Below are 15,641 nucleotides of genomic sequence, written 5' to 3'. Positions count from 1 at the left end.
GCCGCGGTAATACGTAGGGCGCAAGCGTTGTCCGGAATTATTGGGCGTAAAGAGCTCGTAGGCGGCTTGTCACGTCGGATGTGAAAGCCCGAGGCTTAACCTCGGGTCTGCATTCGATACGGGCTAGCTAGAGTGTGGTAGGGGAGATCGGAATTCCTGGTGTAGCGGTGAAATGCGCAGATATCAGGAGGAACACCGGTGGCGAAGGCGGATCTCTGGGCCATTACTGACGCTGAGGAGCGAAAGCGTGGGGAGCGAACAGGATTAGATACCCTGGTAGTCCACGCCGTAAACGTTGGGAACTAGGTGTTGGCGACATTCCACGTCGTCGGTGCCGCAGCTAACGCATTAAGTTCCCCGCCTGGGGAGTACGGCCGCAAGGCTAAAACTCAAAGGAATTGACGGGGGCCCGCACAAGCAGCGGAGCATGTGGCTTAATTCGACGCAACGCGAAGAACCTTACCAAGGCTTGACATATACCGGAAAGCATTAGAGATAGTGCCCCCCTTGTGGTCGGTATACAGGTGGTGCATGGCTGTCGTCAGCTCGTGTCGTGAGATGTTGGGTTAAGTCCCGCAACGAGCGCAACCCTTGTCCTGTGTTGCCAGCATGCCCTTCGGGGTGATGGGGACTCACAGGAGACCGCCGGGGTCAACTCGGAGGAAGGTGGGGACGACGTCAAGTCATCATGCCCCTTATGTCTTGGGCTGCACACGTGCTACAATGGCCGGTACAATGAGCTGCGATACCGCAAGGTGGAGCGAATCTCAAAAAGCCGGTCTCAGTTCGGATTGGGGTCTGCAACTCGACCCCATGAAGTCGGAGTTGCTAGTAATCGCAGATCAGCATTGCTGCGGTGAATACGTTCCCGGGCCTTGTACACACCGCCCGTCACGTCACGAAAGTCGGTAACACCCGAAGCCGGTGGCCCAACCCGTAAGGGAGGGAGCTGTCGAAGGTGGGACTGGCGATTGGGACGAAGTCGTAACAAGGTAGCCGTACCGGAAGGTGCGGCTGGATCACCTCCTTTCTAAGGAGCACAGTACCGATTGCAGACAAATGTTCTGCACGGTCAGCTCATGGGTGGAACGTTGATTATTTGGCACGGTTTCCGAAACCTCTCTGTAAGTACTGCTTCGGCGTGGAAAACAGTGATGGTCGAGGGAATCGTGTCTGGCACGTTGTTGGGTATCTGAGGGTACGGCCGTAAGGTCTTATCTTCGCGATGCCGGCCCCAGTGAACTCGCCAGCTTGTCTGGTGGGGTGATGGGTGGCTGGTCGTTGCTTGAGAACTACACAGTGGACGCGAGCATCTGTGGCCAAGTTTTTAAGGGCACACGGTGGATGCCTTGGCACCAGGAACCGATGAAGGACGTGAGAGGCCGCGATAGGCCCCGGGGAGCTGCCAACTGAGCTTTGATCCGGGGGTGTCCGAATGGGGAAACCCGGCAGTCGTCATGGGCTGTCACCCACTGCTGAACACATAGGCAGTGTGGAGGGAACGCGGGGAAGTGAAACATCTCAGTACCCGCAGGAAGAGAAAACAACCGTGATTCCGGGAGTAGTGGCGAGCGAAACCGGATGAGGCCAAACCGTATGCGTGTGATACCCGGCAGGGGTTGCGCATGCGGGGTTGTGGGAATTCTTTTGATCGGTCTGCCGGCCGGTCGGCGAGTCAGAAACCGTTGATGTAGTCGAAGGACATGCGAAAGGTCCGGCGTAGAGGGTAAGACCCCCGTAGACGAAACATCAGCGGCTTGCTTAAGAATCTCCCAAGTAGCACGGGGCCCGAGAAATCCCGTGTGAATCTGGCGGGACCACCCGCTAAGCCTAAATATTCCCTGGTGACCGATAGCGGATAGTACCGTGAGGGAATGGTGAAAAGTACCGCGGGAGCGGAGTGAAATAGTACCTGAAACCGTGTGCCTACAAGCCGTGGGAGCGTCGCTCATTGAGTTTACTCAATGGGTCGTGACTGCGTGCCTTTTGAAGAATGAGCCTGCGAGTTAGCGGTGTGTAGCGAGGTTAACCCGTGTGGGGAAGCCGTAGCGAAAGCGAGTCCGAACAGGGCGATTGAGTTGCACGCTCTAGACCCGAAGCGGAGTGATCTAGCCATGGGCAGGTTGAAGCGGAGGTAAGACTTCGTGGAGGACCGAACCCACCAGGGTTGAAAACCTGGGGGATGACCTGTGGTTAGGGGTGAAAGGCCAATCAAACTCCGTGATAGCTGGTTCTCCCCGAAATGCATTTAGGTGCAGCGTCACGTGTTTCTTGCCGGAGGTAGAGCACTGGATAGGCGATGGGCCCTACCGGGTTACTGACCTTAGCCAAACTCCGAATGCCGGTAAGTGAGAGCGTGGCAGTGAGACTGTGGGGGATAAGCTCCATGGTCGAGAGGGAAACAGCCCAGAGCATCGACTAAGGCCCCCAAGCGTACGCTAAGTGGGAAAGGATGTGGAGTCGCAGAGACAACCAGGAGGTTGGCTTAGAAGCAGCCACCCTTGAAAGAGTGCGTAATAGCTCACTGGTCAAGTGATTCCGCGCCGACAATGTAGCGGGGCTCAAGCGTACCGCCGAAGTCGTGTCATTGCAGCAATAGGGCCAACGCCCGCTGTGATGGGTAGGGGAGCGTCGTGTGCCGGGTGAAGCAGCAGCGGAAGCTAGTTGTGGACGGTTCACGAGTGAGAATGCAGGCATGAGTAGCGATACACACGTGAGAAACGTGTGCGCCGATTGACTAAGGGTTCCTGGGTCAAGCTGATCTGCCCAGGGTAAGTCGGGACCTAAGGCGAGGCCGACAGGCGTAGTCGATGGACAACCGGTTGATATTCCGGTACCCGCTTTGAAACGCCCAATATCGAATCCTCTAATGCTAAGGCCGTGAAGCCGTTCCGGACCCTTCGGGGAAAGGAAAGTGGTGGAGCCGCCGGCCCAAGGTGGTAGTAGGTAAGCGATGGGGTGACGCAGGAAGGTAGTCCAACCCGGGCGGTGGTAGTCCCGGGGTAAGGGTGTAGGCCGAGGGGTAGGCAAATCCGTCCCTCATCAAGGCTGAGACCTGATGCCGAGCCGATTGTGGTGAAGTGGATGATCCTATGCTGTCGAGAAAAGCCTCTAGCGAGTTTCATGGCGGCCCGTACCCTAAACCGACTCAGGTGGTCAGGTAGAGAATACCGAGGCGTTCGGGTGAACTATGGTTAAGGAACTCGGCAAAATGCCCCCGTAACTTCGGGAGAAGGGGGGCCATCACTGGTGATCGGATTTACTCCGTGAGCTGGGGGTGGCCGCAGAGACCAGCGAGAAGCGACTGTTTACTAAAAACACAGGTCCGTGCGAAGCCGTAAGGCGATGTATACGGACTGACGCCTGCCCGGTGCTGGAACGTTAAGGGGACCGGTTAGTGCACTTTCGGGTGTGCGAAGCTGAGAACTTAAGCGCCAGTAAACGGCGGTGGTAACTATAACCATCCTAAGGTAGCGAAATTCCTTGTCGGGTAAGTTCCGACCTGCACGAATGGCGTAACGACTTCTCGACTGTCTCAACCATAGGCCCGGTGAAATTGCACTACGAGTAAAGATGCTCGTTTCGCGCAGCAGGACGGAAAGACCCCGGGACCTTTACTATAGTTTGATATTGGTGTTCGGTTCGGCTTGTGTAGGATAGGTGGGAGACTTTGAAGCAGCCACGCCAGTGGTTGTGGAGTCGCCGTTGAAATACCACTCTGGTCGTGCTGGATGTCTAACCTCGGTCCGTGATCCGGATCAGGGACAGTGTCTGATGGGTAGTTTAACTGGGGCGGTTGCCTCCCAAAGAGTAACGGAGGCGCCCAAAGGTTCCCTCAGCCTGGTTGGCAATCAGGTGTTGAGTGTAAGTGCACAAGGGAGCTTGACTGTGAGACCGACGGGTCGAGCAGGGACGAAAGTCGGGACTAGTGATCCGGCGGTGGCTTGTGGAAGCGCCGTCGCTCAACGGATAAAAGGTACCCCGGGGATAACAGGCTGATCTTCCCCAAGAGTCCATATCGACGGGATGGTTTGGCACCTCGATGTCGGCTCGTCGCATCCTGGGGCTGGAGTCGGTCCCAAGGGTTGGGCTGTTCGCCCATTAAAGCGGTACGCGAGCTGGGTTTAGAACGTCGTGAGACAGTTCGGTCCCTATCCGCTGTGCGCGTAGGAATATTGAGAAGGGCTGTCCCTAGTACGAGAGGACCGGGACGGACGAACCTCTGGTGTGCCAGTTGTCCTGCCAAGGGCATGGCTGGTTGGCTACGTTCGGGAGGGATAACCGCTGAAAGCATCTAAGCGGGAAGCCTGCTTCAAGATGAGTATTCCCACCTCCTTGAGAGGGTAAGGCTCCCAGTAGACGACTGGGTTGATAGGCCAGATGTGGAAGCCCGGTAACGGGTGGAGCTGACTGGTACTAATAGGCCGAGGGCTTGTCCTCAGTTGCTCGCGTCCACTGTGTTAGTTCTGAAGTAACGAACCGTGTCCATGCCCGGTTGGTCAACTTCATAGTGTTTCGGTGGTCATAGCGTTAGGGAAACGCCCGGTTACATTCCGAACCCGGAAGCTAAGCCTTTCAGCGCCGATGGTACTGCAGGGGGGACCCTGTGGGAGAGTAGGACGCCGCCGAACAATCATTGTGGGAAAGCCCCGCACCAGTTATCTGGTGCGGGGCTTTTCTGCGTTTGGGGGTCCATTAGGATTCCTGGTCATGGATCAGCATTCGATACGTCCCGTCCGTGCCGGCGAGTGGCGGCAGGTCAAGGAGTTGCGGATTGCCGCGCTCAAGGATCCGGCGGCCTCGGTGGCTTTCCTGGAGACCGTTGAAAAGGCGGAGTCGCATTCTGACGCGTTCTGGCAGCAGAGGGCGGAAGGAGCTTCGCACGGGCGGACGGCTCGGCAGTTCGTCGCTGAGGGGCCCGACGGTACTTGGGGCGGGGGCGTGACGGTGCTGGTCGAGGACGCCGGGTCCGTCGATATCTTCGGGCAGGTTGTCGAGCAGGGGCAGGGGCACCTCGTGGGGGTGTTCGTCCGCGAGGAGTGGCGCGGCAGCGGGATGGCCGAGGGGCTGTTGGCCGCCGCGGTGGAATGGGCGTGGTCGCTGGAAGAGCCGGCGCTGGATCGGGTACGGCTCTTCGTGCACCGGGACAATGCGCGGGCCGCGGCCTTCTACCGCCGGTTCGGTTTCACCCCGAGCGGGCGGATCGTGGTGCTGGACTCGGGTGCGGAGGAGCACGAGCACCTGCTCGGTCGGCCGGCCTAGCGCGGGTCGAAAGAGGCCTGGGGCCAGCGGGCGCGGGCCTGTTCGCGGCTGCGACACAGGGCCAGGAGGGGGAGCGTGTCGTCGTCGAGGAGCTCGGGGAGCAGGGGGATCGGGGCCACGGCCGCGACGTCCTCCAGGACCAGGGTCAGTGGTGGGTCGAGCCGACCGTGGGATGACCGTGCGGCCATGCGGCGGCCGTGCTCGACCACGCTGGAGGCGAGTGCGGTCAGCAGCGGCATCGCACCCGGGTGGGAGCGGGGATCTTCGAGGGGTTCACCCACCACGTAGAGGCTGCCCCCCTCGGTCACGAACGAAGCCAGGGTGAGCGAATCCGTTCGATTGGGGTTGCAGGCCTCGCGGATGTGGATCGACGTGAGGGAGCTCAGGGCGCGGGCCGTCAGTTGGAGGGCCTGTTCGCGGCGTTCCGGGTGGGAGGTGAGGGCGCTCTCCAGCTCGCCGGCCGTACCCGGGGCCGCCCGGGGGTGCGTGCGGAGGATGCGTACCGGGTCCTGGGCGGAGGTGCCCTGCGCCCAGCGGTGGAGCTGCTTGAACGGGCGCTCTTCGAGCGCGGCCGCCTGGAGCCAGCTGCGGAGGAGCGTCTCCGCGGTGTCCGCGAGCGCTGAGTCGATGCGGGCCTGGGGGCGTACGGGGGCCAGCAGGGCCGCGGCGCGGGCGGCGGCGGTGTCGCGGTCGGCGCAGCCCTCGGCGGGGTTCCAGTGCATGCGGACTGGGGTGTCGCACAGGTGCGAGGGGTCGTAGAGGAGGACCGGGCCGAGTTTGGCGCGGGCGTCCTTGGTGTCCGACCAGAGTGCCGGGGACGACGTGACGACCAGGACCGCGCCCTCGGCCGCCGCGATGGCCTCCGCGGCGAGGCGTTGGCGTGAGGTCGGTGTGTCGTAGGCCAGGCGGGTGGCGGTGTGGGTCGTCGCGGTGGCGGCAGCGGCGGTGCCCGCGGAGTCAGGGGTCGCCGCGGGGGTGGCCGGCGCGTATCCGAAGCCGTAGCGGTAGGCCTCGTCCACGGGGGAGGGGCGGGGCTCCGGCGGTGCGGGGGACGCTGTTTTCGGGGCTGGGACGGGTGTGGGCACCGGCGCCGGGGTCGGGGTCGGTGCGGGGGCGGGGGCCGGGGCCGGTGCCGGTGGTGGGGCTGGGTGGTGGGCGGCCTTGCGGCGGGCCTTCGTGCGGGCCACTACGCCGAGGGTGAAGATCGTCAGGACCAGCAGGACCAGGAGTTGGCCGATGAACAGGCCCCAGAACAGGCCCCAGCCCGGGAGGGCGGAGGGGTCGGTGCCGGGCCAGGCCGCCGCGATGTCGTGCGGCTGCGCTATCAGGGCGCGGACGGCCTCCGGGGTGCTGCGGAAGGTGACGGTGTCCGGCCAGGCGCCCTTCGAGAAGAACGCGGCGAGGCCGGTGGCCGACCAGACCATGACGGCGATCCCGAGGAGGAAGGCCAGCAGCCCGACGAGGAGTCCGTCGGGGACGCCGCCGGCTCGCGCCGGGGGCTCCGTACGTCCGGCATGGGGCACGGTCAGGCCACCGTGGTCGCTGAACCGGGGCCGCCGTGGCGGTGGCGTTCCATGTACAGGGCTCGTTCCTCCGCTTCGAGTTCGGCCGCCAGGAGTTCGTCGGGGAGCTGCGGGCCGGAGGACTCCGTCATCGCGCGGTCCGTGTAGACGAGGGGACGTTCGGCTTCGGTGATGAGGTGCTTGACGACTTGGACGTTGCCGTTGACGTCCCAGACGGCGATGCCGGGGGTGAGGGTCGGGATGATCTCCACGGCCCAGCGGGGCAGGCCGAGTACGAGGCCGGTGGCGCGGGCCTCGTCGGCCTTCTGGGCGTAGATGGTGCGGGTGGAGGCCATCTTGAGGATGGCCGCGGCTTCGCGTGCGGCCGCTCCGTCGACGACGTCGGAGAGGTGGTGGACGACGGCGACGAAGGACAGGCCGAGGCGGCGGCCGAACTTCAGGAGCCGCTGGAACAGCTGGGCCACGAAGGGGCTGTTGATGATGTGCCAGGCCTCCTCGACGAGGAAGATGCGCTTCTTCCGGTCGGGGCGGATCCAGGTGTGCTCCAGCCAGACGCCGACGATCGCCATGAGGATCGGCATCGCGATGGAGTTGCGGTCGATGTGGGAGAGGTCGAAGACGATCAGCGGGGCGTCGAGGTCGATGCCGACGGTGGTGGGGCCGTCGAACATGCCGCGCAGGTCGCCGTCGACGAGGCGGTCGAGGACGAGCGCGACGTCGAGGCCCCAGGCCCGGACGTCGTCTATGTCGACGTTCATGGCTTCCGCGGACTGGGCTTCGGGGTGGCGGAGCTGGTCCACGATGTCGGTGAGGACGGGCTGGCGGTCCCGGATGGTGGCGACGACGTAGGCGTGCGCGACCTTGAGGGCGAAGCCGGAGCGTTCGTCGAGGCCGTGGCCCATGGCGACTTCGATGATGGTCCGGAGCAGCGCGAGCTGGCCGGTCGTGGTGATCGCCGGGTCGAGGGGGTTGAGGCGGATCCCGTCGTCGTTCGCGGCGATGGGATCCAGGCGGATGGGGGTTATTCCCAGCTGCTGGGCGATCAGGTTCCACTCGCCGACGCCGTCCTCGCCCTGGGCGTCGAGGACGACGACCTGGCGGTCGCGGAAGCGGAGCTGGCGCAGGACGTAGGTCTTCTCGAGGGCCGATTTTCCGTTTCCGGATTCGCCCAGCACCAGCCAGTGGGGGGCCGGGAGCTGCTGGCCGTACAGCTGGAAGGGGTCGTAGATGTAGCCCTTGCCGCTGTAGACCTCGCGGCCGATGATGACGCCCGAGTCGCCGAGGCCGGGGGCGGCGGTGGGCAGGTAGACGGCTTGCGCCTGCCCGGTGGAGGTGCGTACGGGCAGGCGCGTGCTTTCGACCTTGCCGAAGAGGAAGCTGGTGAAGGCGTCCGTCAGAGCGGTCATGGGATCTCGCATGGGCGGCACTTCCCTCCAGCTAGCGTCGGATGCCGGTGGCGAACGGCAGGGTGTTGACGAAGGCGCGGTGGTGCTCGCGGTCGCACCACTCCAGCTTCAGGTAGGACTTGCCGGCGGAGGCGCGGATGGTGCGCTTGTCGCGGGCGAGGGCCTCCGGGGATCGGGAGGACACCGTGATGTACCCGACCAGGTTGACCCCTGCCGCACCGCTGGCGAGATCTTCACCCCTTTGGTCGAGTCGGCCGTGGGCGGCGATGTCGCGGGGGTCGACGGTGCGGTTCATCTTGGCGGCGCGGGAGGCGTCGGCCTCGTCGTTGGTCTTCTCCGTGAGCATGCGCTCGATGGCGATCTCGGTGGGTTCGAGGTCCATGGTGACGGCGACGGTGCGGATGACGTCCGGGGTGTGGACGAGGAGCGGGGCGAGGAAGTTCACGCCGACCGGGGTCATCGGCCACTCCTTGACCCAGGCGGTGGCGTGGCACCAGGGGGCGCGGGTGGAGGACTCGCGGGTCTTGGCCTGGAGGTAGGTGGGCTCCACGGCGTCGAGTTCGGCGGGCCAGGCGTTGCGCTTCGTCATGGCCTGGATGTGGTCGATGGGGTGGTCCGGGTCGTACATGGAGTGCACGAGGGAGGACAGGCGGCCCTGGCCGAGGGGCTGGCGGACGCGGATGTCGGCCTCGGCGAGGCGGGCGCAGATGTCGGTGAGTTCGCGGGCCATGACGATGGCGAGGCCGGAGTCGCGGTCGAGCTTGCGGCCCTTCTGGGGGCTCGACGCGCGGGCGATGGCGACGCCTTCGGCGGCCAGGTCGCGGGTGTAGTGCATGCAGGCGACGAGGTACGCGCGGTGCTGCTCGGAGGACGTCGACACCATCGACTGGAGCTGGTCGTAGGAGTCGCGGAGCCAGACGGGGGCGTGGGTGTCGCCGCGCTGGGCGACGTCCTTCGCGTGGGCGTCCGGGTCGGCCGGGAGGGTGCGGGCGAGCATTTGGAGGCGGGTGACGAAGCCGTCGCCGTTCGCCACGTGCTTGAGGAGGGTGCCGAATCGGTCGACGAGGGCTTCCTGGTCCTCACTGTCGCGCAAGCCGACGCCGGGGCCCTCGATCTCGATGGCGGCGGTGACGGTGCGGCGGTCGGCGTGGAGGAGTACGGCGATCTCGTCGGGGCCGAAGGGCGCGGCGAGCCAGTTGATGCGGCCGATGCCGGGGGGCGGGCCGACCTCGACCTCGCGGCCGTCGGCGGCGCGGGTGCCCGCTTCGACGGCGGAGGAGCGGTAGGTGGCGCCGCGGCGCAGGATGCGCTTGTAGCTGCGGCTGATCTCGAACCAGCGGTAGAAGGTGCGGCCCTTGTAGGGGACGTACACGACGGCGAGGGCGAGGAGCGGGAAGCCGACGAGCGCGACGATGCGCAGGGTGAGGTCGGGGACGAGCAGGCCGCTCATCATGCCGATGAAGGCGCCGGCGATGATCAGGGCAATCTCGCCCGTCTCGCGGTTCTTGCCGACGATCGCGTTCGGCCGGGCCCGGCCGATGAGATACGTGCGGCGGGGCGTGATCGGGTGGAGCTGGTGGGACTGGGTCGTCAACGCCCGTCACCTCCTGTGTTCCTCGTCGTGCTGGAGCCGGTGCGGGGCGGGGGTGCGGCGGGGGGGACGGTTCCGCCGCCGGAGCCGCCGCCGGAGCCGCGGCTGCTGTGGGCGGCCATGCCTCCGGAGATCTGGTTGCCGCCGCCGCTCCCGCCGCTGCCCCCGTCGGCGCGGTGGGCGCCGCCGCGGCTGCTGTGGGTCTTGATGCCCTGGGAGACCAGGGAGGCGGGGGAGCTGATGACGGCGGCGGCCTGGGCGCCGTCGGTGGCCTTGGAGCGGTTGGTGCGGGCGGAGGCGATCTCGTCGCCGAAGCCGGGGACGAAGCGGTAGATCATCGCGGACGCGAAGATCGCGAGGAGGATGATCGCCAGTCCGGAGACGACGGCGGAGAAGGCGTCGGGGCCCTTGTCGCCGGCGAGGGCGCCGGCGAGGCCGAGGACGATGACGATGACCGGCTTCACGAGGATGACGGCGATCATGATGCCCGCCCAGCGGCGGACGTGGCCCCACATGTTGCGGTCGACGAGGCCCGCGTAGACGACGGTGCCGAGGAGGGCGCCGACGTAGAGGAGGGCGGCCCGGATGACGAGCTCCAGCCACAGGATGCCGGCGGCGAGGACCGTGACGAGGGAGACGACGATCAGCATGATCGGGCCGCCGCCGATGTCCTCGCCCTTCTTGAGGGCCTCGGTGAAGGAGCCGAAGAAGACGTCGGTCTGGCTGCCGGTGGCGGAGGCGATGACCTCGGTGACGCCGTCGGTGGCGGAGACCACGGTGTAGAGGATCAGGGGGGTGAAGGCGGAGGCGAGGACGGTCAGCCAGAGGAAGCCGATGGCCTCGGAGAGGGCGGTGGTGAGGGGGACGCCGCGGACGGCTCGCTTGGCGACGGCGAGGAGCCACAGGACGAGGGTGAGGATGGTGGAGGCGGCGAAGACGACTGCGTACTGCTGGAGGAAGGCGGGGTTGGTGAAGTCGACGTTGGCCGTGCTTTTTACGGCTTCGCTGAGTTTGCCGACGATCCAGGCGGCGGCGTCGGCGCAGCCGCGGGCCAGGGAGGAGAGGGGGTCCAGGGCGCCGGCGGGGGAGTCGGGGGAGAGGCCGGTGTTCGGCGTACTGCCCGGATTGGCGCCAACGCTGCGTTCACAGGATTCCCTGACCGGGCCGATGACGCCTTCGCAGCGGGTGTCCTTGGAGGGTGAACCCGACGGGCTCGGGGAACCCGACGGGGTCGGGGTCGGCGCGGCGAAAGCGCGGGCGGACGTCAGGACGACGGTGGTCTGTACGGCGACCAGGGCTCCGGCGATGCGGAGGTGGCGGCGGCTACCGGGCATAGGTGAACCCTCCGAACTCCTGGACGGCCTTGCTGATGTCGTCGGACGTGGAGGCGGGGACGTCACCCGGTACCGGAGCGGGGCCGTCCTGTTGGGTGTCGGAGGCGACCTTCCAGTCGTCGCCCGTCCAGGACAGTTCGAACGTCCAGGTTTTCCAGGTGGTGCGGACCGGGTTGGTCGACTTTGCTCCCGACATCCCCAGCAGCCCCGTGTACCAGACCGCGACCTTGGCGGTCGTGGGGCTGTAGCTCTCGACGCGGGTGCCGATCGGAACGGCGCGGGTGACGAAGGTGCTGCCCTGCGGGGCGGTCCCGTTCGCGTCGAGTCCGAGGGTCGAGAGGAACGTGGGTGAGTACGCCGCGTCCTGTGCGCCCTTGCGCTGGGCCGCCGCCTCCGGCGTGTAGATGGTGTCCACGAGAGTGTGACGGACGTCCTTCTTGAGCATCCCGTCCGAGCCGAGGGCCACCGCGAAGTTCGCGGCGGCCGATTGGGCGCCCTGTTCGTCGCGGGCGAATCCCTTGGGGATTTGCCCCTTCGGAGTGGTTACCGGCGGCACTCCTGTCGCAGTGGTGGCGGAGTCCGTCGGGGGCTTGTCCGAGGCGGGGTTCGGTGGGGGGTCCTGGGACTGGTTGGCGAAGGCGATCGCGGCGATGAGCAGGACCACCACACCGACCACCGTGACCAGGCCGCGGGAGGCGCGGGGGGTGCGGCGGGGGGTGCCGTAGGAGTCGGAGGGGGAGTCCGGGAGGCGGGTGCGGGTTTGGCCCGTGCCGCCGACCTCGCCGTGGCTTCCGCCGCCGCCGTACTGGTCGTCGTTGCTCATTCCGTGTCCGCCCCCTCCGCCTCGTACGACGGTAGCGCTCGTTCCCGCGCGGACGCGGTGTGGTGATTCGCCATCAGGTACGACGGCCGCCGGGCTGCACGGCTAGACGGCCATTCCGTAGACGATCGTGAAGAGGGTGCCGAGGGAGCCGATGATGAAGACGCCCGTGAGGCCGGCCACGATCAGGCCCTTGCCCTGTTCCGCGCTGAAGGTGTCGCGCAGGGCGGTCGCGCCGATGCGCTGTTTGGCCGCGCCCCAGATGGCGATGCCGAGGCAGAGGAGGATCGCAATGGCCATGACCACTTCGATCATGACCTTCGCTTCGTTGCCGAGACTGCCGAACGGCCCCCAATTCGGGGCGATTCCGCCGATGATGGTGGTGATGTCGCCCTTTTCCGCTGCCAGGATCATGTAACTCACCGCCCCTGTATGGGTAGTTCCGGTAGCCCGTGCCCGTCGGCAGGGGTCACGCACTATCTTCCCTGATGAAACCGTCGCCGTCGTCGACTTGACGGCTCTCTTTACCCGTTCTCCCGGCCCTCACCCGGTCCGTGCGCTCTGACCTGGGCGGGGGTGGGGTGTATGCGGAAGAACGTATGGTCACTCTGTGTATCACGGAGGGTGACCCCGGGCAATGATTGCCGGGTCGCCGGGCGGGGGGCCGGGTGAGGGGCGGCCAATCGGCGCATCGGTGCCGCGTGTCGTCGGGGCGGGCCGCTGACATCGTCCGACATTCCGTCAGTCGTTTCATCCTCGCGGTGGGTTGCGCCGGTTGCGCGGGATGCTTCGCCGCGTCCGGTGGGGCGGCGTGAGGAGAGTCGGACGGGTGCTGCGGTGTCGGGTCGTCCAGCCGGCGGGATCCGACCCGGCTCGGGGCGGCCCCGGGACGTCCGCGGACCGCGTGCTCGGTGGCGCTGCGGCTCATCGGTGAGCGGGCGGACGTGAAGGTGCTCGCCACGACGGGTGGTGTCTTTCCGAGGGCCGGGGCACGGCGAGCCTGAGCTGTACGCGGGGGTGGAGGGCGGTGCGCAAGCCCTGACGGGGCGTCCGGTCGGGGATGTCGTCACGACGCGGGGGCGCGTGGAGGCATGAGGGGCGCGTAAGGGTGGTGGTGGGCGCGGGTGGGGGAGGGCGGGGAGGGGCGATGGACGGTCGGTGTCGGTGGGATGCGGGAGGCTTGGGGGATGACGACTCCCTGGACACTCGCGGACCTGGAGGCGGCCATTCGTGCGGGCTGGTCGGCCGAGACCTGCTCGCCCGACGATGTCGAGCGGGCGCCCTGGACGGCCGACAATCCGGCCTGGGGGCACTGCGACATCACCGCGCTGGTCGTGCAGGACCTCGTCGGCGGGGAGCTGATGGTCGGTGAGGTCTGGCTGGACGGGGAACAGCACGGCTACCACTGCTGGAACGTGCTGCCCGGCGGCATCCGGATCGACCTGACGCGGGAGCAGTTCCGGCGCGGCCAGACGGTGACGCCGGGGCGGCTGATGGGGAAGCGGCCGGGCGGACGGCTGCCGCGGCGGTGGGAGGAGTACCAGCTGCTGCGGCAGCGGGTGGCGGAGAAGCTGGGGCCGCTGCCGGGTGTGGTCGAGGTCGGAGGGGTCGAGGGTGGGGTCGGTGGACCCGTCCGGCGGGTGGCGTACACGGACTTCGGCGGGGCGGGGGCGCCGCTGCTGGCGCTGCACGGGCACTTCCAGGACGGACGGTCCTACGAACGGTTCGCCCGCGAGGTCGGGCCGGGGTGGCGGGTGATCGCGGTCGACCAGCGGGGGCACGGGGCGTCGGACCGGGCGCCGGAGTACGGGCGTGAGGGGTACGTGGCGGACGCGGCCGCCGTACTGGAGCACCTGGGGCTCGGGCCGGCGGTGGTCATGGGGCACGGGCTGGGCGGGGTCAACGCGTATCAGCTGGCCGCTCGACGGCCCGGGTTGGTGCGGGCGGTGGTCGTCGAGGACGTCGGGGCGGTGGTGGAGGGCGACCTGTCCTACGTAGGGGAGTGGCCGCGGCGGGCCGGTACGCGGGCCGCGTTCCTGGCGGGGGTGGGGAGTGCGGCCGATGCCCTGGCCGGGTCGTTGAGGGAGTACCCGGACGGGTGGGGGACGGCGTTCGTGGCGGGGGACGCGGTGGAATCGCAGCGGGGGCTGAACGGGGACCACTGGGCGGACTGGCTGGCGGTGCGGCAGCCGACGCTGCTGGTGCGGGGGGATCGGAGCGGGGTGTTGTCCGCGGAGCATGCGCGGGAGATGACGGTGCGGAGGGGTGGGGTGCGGTTGGTGGAGTTGCCGGTGGGGCACGGGGTGCGGGCCGGGGACCCGGAGGGGTTCAGGGGGGTGGTGGGGGAGTTCCTGCGGAGGTTGTGAGGGACGGGGAGGATCTCTGCTCTGCGTGGAGGCCGGGGTGCCGCTGCGCGGGGCCGGTCCCCTACCCGCCCTTTCGCCGTTTCCCGGGGGCTCCGCCCCCGGACCCCCGCGCTGCGAACGCCGGCGGGGCTGGGGGAGGGGGCTGCGTGCCAACCCCCGTACGGCGAGGGGCGGGGGCGGGGAGCGGGGCCGCGCACCCGGAGGCCGGGCCGTGAACGCGGCGGGGCTGGGGCAGGGGGCTGCGCTCCGGCCCCCCGTGCCTCGAACGCCAGAGGGGCGGGGTGAGGGGACGTGCGCTCCGCATCGCCGCCGGCGCCGCACCTGCCGGTGGGCTGGGGAAGGTGGCTCCGCCCCCGGAGCCCCGCGCTGCGAACGCCGGCGGGGGTCCGGGGGCGGAGGGACGGGGCTCCGCCCTGAATCCTGCTCCCCGAGGGTCGGCGGGGGCGGGGGCGAAGCCCCCCGGTACCGGGCCTACGTCCAGTGGGAGGGCCGGGTGAGGGTGGGTGGGATGTGGGTGGCGGGGTTGCCCTGGGCTGCGTTCAGTTGGGGTTGGGTGAGGAAGAGGGTGTTGCGGAGGTCGGCGTCGCGGAGGTTGGTGTCGCGGAGGTCCGCGCCGATCAGGTCGGCGCCGCGGAGGTCGGCGCGGCGGAGGTCGGCGGCGATCAGGTAGGCGCCGCGCAGGTTCGCTCCGCGCAGGTCGGCGCCGGTGAGGCGGGCGCCCATCAGGTCGGCGCCGCGGTGGTTCTTCTTGCGGCCCGGGAGCGTGGCGCGGACCAGTTCGCTGGTGCGCAGGAGGAGGACGTTGATCTCCTGGCGGAGGGCGCCGACGTCCAGGGCGGCGAGGGTGGCGGCGTCCGACCGGGTCAGGGCCTCGGTCCGGGTCAGGGCGCGGCGCAGGTCCGGGTGGGCGGGGGCGGCTTCCGGGCGGGTGAGGGACTCGGCGACGTAGAAGAGGAGTTCGTGGAGCTGTCGCATCACCGGGAAGACCTCGAACATCGGGCCCTTGGTGTCGGGGTGGGCGCGCCAGTCCCGGCCGCCGAAGGTGACCTGGGAGACCTGCTGGCCGGCTCCGAAGCAGTCGAAGACGGTGCAGCCCTGGAAGCCCTTGTCGCGCAGGGCGGTGTGGATGCCGCAGCGGAAGTCCTGCCGGAGGTTCGTGCAGGGGGTGCCGGCCGGCTTGTTCACCGCGAAGTCGGTCGACTTCGCGAACGGTAGGGCCGCGCAGCAGAGCGCGAAGCAGTTGGAGCAGTCGGCCTGGAGGACGGGAAGGGCTGTGGTGGACACGCCTTCATTGTCGCCCGAGCGTGCGGCGGCGGCGGGCACCGGCGGGCACCGGCGG

At 67.5% G+C, this 15,641-nt stretch carries 9 protein-coding genes and 3 rRNA genes; 5 read left to right on the top strand and 7 right to left on the bottom strand.

Going from position 1 to position 15,641, the window contains the following annotated elements:
- The 4 genes from NOD94_RS00905 to NOD94_RS00890 form a co-directional block, all read left to right on the top strand.
- A 16S ribosomal RNA gene (locus NOD94_RS00905) occupies window positions 1-1,030 on the top strand; the annotation flags it as partial.
- A 287-nt stretch (window positions 1,031-1,317) separates the two neighbouring features.
- Window positions 1,318-4,440 (top strand): 23S ribosomal RNA (locus NOD94_RS00900).
- Window positions 4,441-4,514: 74 nt separating this feature from the next.
- Window positions 4,515-4,631, top strand: a 5S ribosomal RNA gene (rrf, locus tag NOD94_RS00895).
- Window positions 4,632-4,710: 79 nt separating this feature from the next.
- On the top strand, window positions 4,711-5,262 hold the full coding sequence (locus NOD94_RS00890; RefSeq protein ID WP_281203707.1) for a GNAT family N-acetyltransferase: 552 nt from the start codon (window positions 4,711-4,713) through the stop codon (window positions 5,260-5,262).
- Here NOD94_RS00890 and NOD94_RS00885 read toward each other — a convergent pair.
- From NOD94_RS00885 to NOD94_RS00860, 6 genes are all read right to left on the bottom strand, one after another.
- Window positions 5,259-6,785, bottom strand: a complete 1,527-nt coding sequence (locus tag NOD94_RS00885) for a type VI secretion protein (protein WP_281203706.1) — start codon at window positions 6,783-6,785, stop codon at window positions 5,259-5,261. The genes NOD94_RS00890 and NOD94_RS00885 overlap by 4 nt on opposite strands.
- A gap of 2 nt (window positions 6,786-6,787) precedes the next feature.
- Window positions 6,788-8,203: an ATP-binding protein gene (locus NOD94_RS00880; RefSeq protein WP_281203705.1), complete on the bottom strand. Its 1,416-nt coding sequence runs from the start codon at window positions 8,201-8,203 to the stop codon at window positions 6,788-6,790.
- 19 nt (window positions 8,204-8,222) lie between these two features.
- Window positions 8,223-9,785 carry an SCO6880 family protein gene (locus tag NOD94_RS00875; RefSeq protein ID WP_281203704.1) on the bottom strand — a complete coding sequence of 521 codons (1,563 nt, stop codon included), beginning with the start codon at window positions 9,783-9,785 and terminating at the stop codon, window positions 8,223-8,225.
- Window positions 9,782-11,116, bottom strand: a complete 1,335-nt coding sequence (locus NOD94_RS00870; RefSeq protein ID WP_281203703.1) for a hypothetical protein — start codon at window positions 11,114-11,116, stop codon at window positions 9,782-9,784. Before NOD94_RS00870 ends, NOD94_RS00875 begins: the two co-directional genes overlap by 4 nt.
- Window positions 11,106-11,939 carry a hypothetical protein gene (locus NOD94_RS00865; protein ID WP_281203702.1) on the bottom strand — a complete coding sequence of 278 codons (834 nt, stop codon included), beginning with the start codon at window positions 11,937-11,939 and terminating at the stop codon, window positions 11,106-11,108. Before NOD94_RS00865 ends, NOD94_RS00870 begins: the two co-directional genes overlap by 11 nt.
- A gap of 102 nt (window positions 11,940-12,041) precedes the next feature.
- Complete coding sequence (locus tag NOD94_RS00860; RefSeq protein WP_053676383.1) at window positions 12,042-12,350, bottom strand: hypothetical protein; 309 nt, start codon at window positions 12,348-12,350, stop codon at window positions 12,042-12,044.
- Window positions 12,351-13,123: 773 nt separating this feature from the next.
- On the opposite strand from NOD94_RS00860, the gene NOD94_RS00850 reads away from it, so the two are divergent.
- A complete protein-coding gene (locus tag NOD94_RS00850) occupies window positions 13,124-14,302 on the top strand; it encodes an alpha/beta hydrolase (RefSeq protein ID WP_348652298.1) in 1,179 nt (392 codons plus the stop codon).
- A gap of 471 nt (window positions 14,303-14,773) precedes the next feature.
- Here the strand turns inward: NOD94_RS00850 and NOD94_RS00845 are convergent, their stop codons facing one another.
- Window positions 14,774-15,586 (bottom strand): pentapeptide repeat-containing protein, encoded by an 813-nt coding sequence (locus NOD94_RS00845; protein WP_281203701.1) that lies wholly within the window; start codon window positions 15,584-15,586, stop codon window positions 14,774-14,776.
- Window positions 15,587-15,641: the final 55 nt, after the last annotated feature.

Origin of the sequence: Streptomyces sp. Isolate_45 (assembly GCF_024721315.2) — a bacterium.
Lineage (GTDB): Bacteria > Actinomycetota > Actinomycetes > Streptomycetales > Streptomycetaceae > Streptomyces.
This window is presented reverse-complemented; position numbering and strand designations above follow the sequence as displayed.

Coding starts and splice junctions, on each gene's coding strand:
- NOD94_RS00880 (WP_281203705.1), bottom strand. CDS start 8,203: ATGCGAGATCCCATGACCGCTCTGACGGACGCCTTCACCAGCTTCCTC.
- NOD94_RS00865 (WP_281203702.1), bottom strand. CDS start 11,939: ATGAGCAACGACGACCAGTACGGCGGCGGCGGAAGCCACGGCGAGGTC.
- NOD94_RS00870 (WP_281203703.1), bottom strand. CDS start 11,116: ATGCCCGGTAGCCGCCGCCACCTCCGCATCGCCGGAGCCCTGGTCGCC.
- NOD94_RS00850 (WP_348652298.1), top strand. CDS start 13,124: ATGACGACTCCCTGGACACTCGCGGACCTGGAGGCGGCCATTCGTGCG.
- NOD94_RS00860 (WP_053676383.1), bottom strand. CDS start 12,350: ATGATCCTGGCAGCGGAAAAGGGCGACATCACCACCATCATCGGCGGA.
- NOD94_RS00890 (WP_281203707.1), top strand. CDS start 4,711: ATGGATCAGCATTCGATACGTCCCGTCCGTGCCGGCGAGTGGCGGCAG.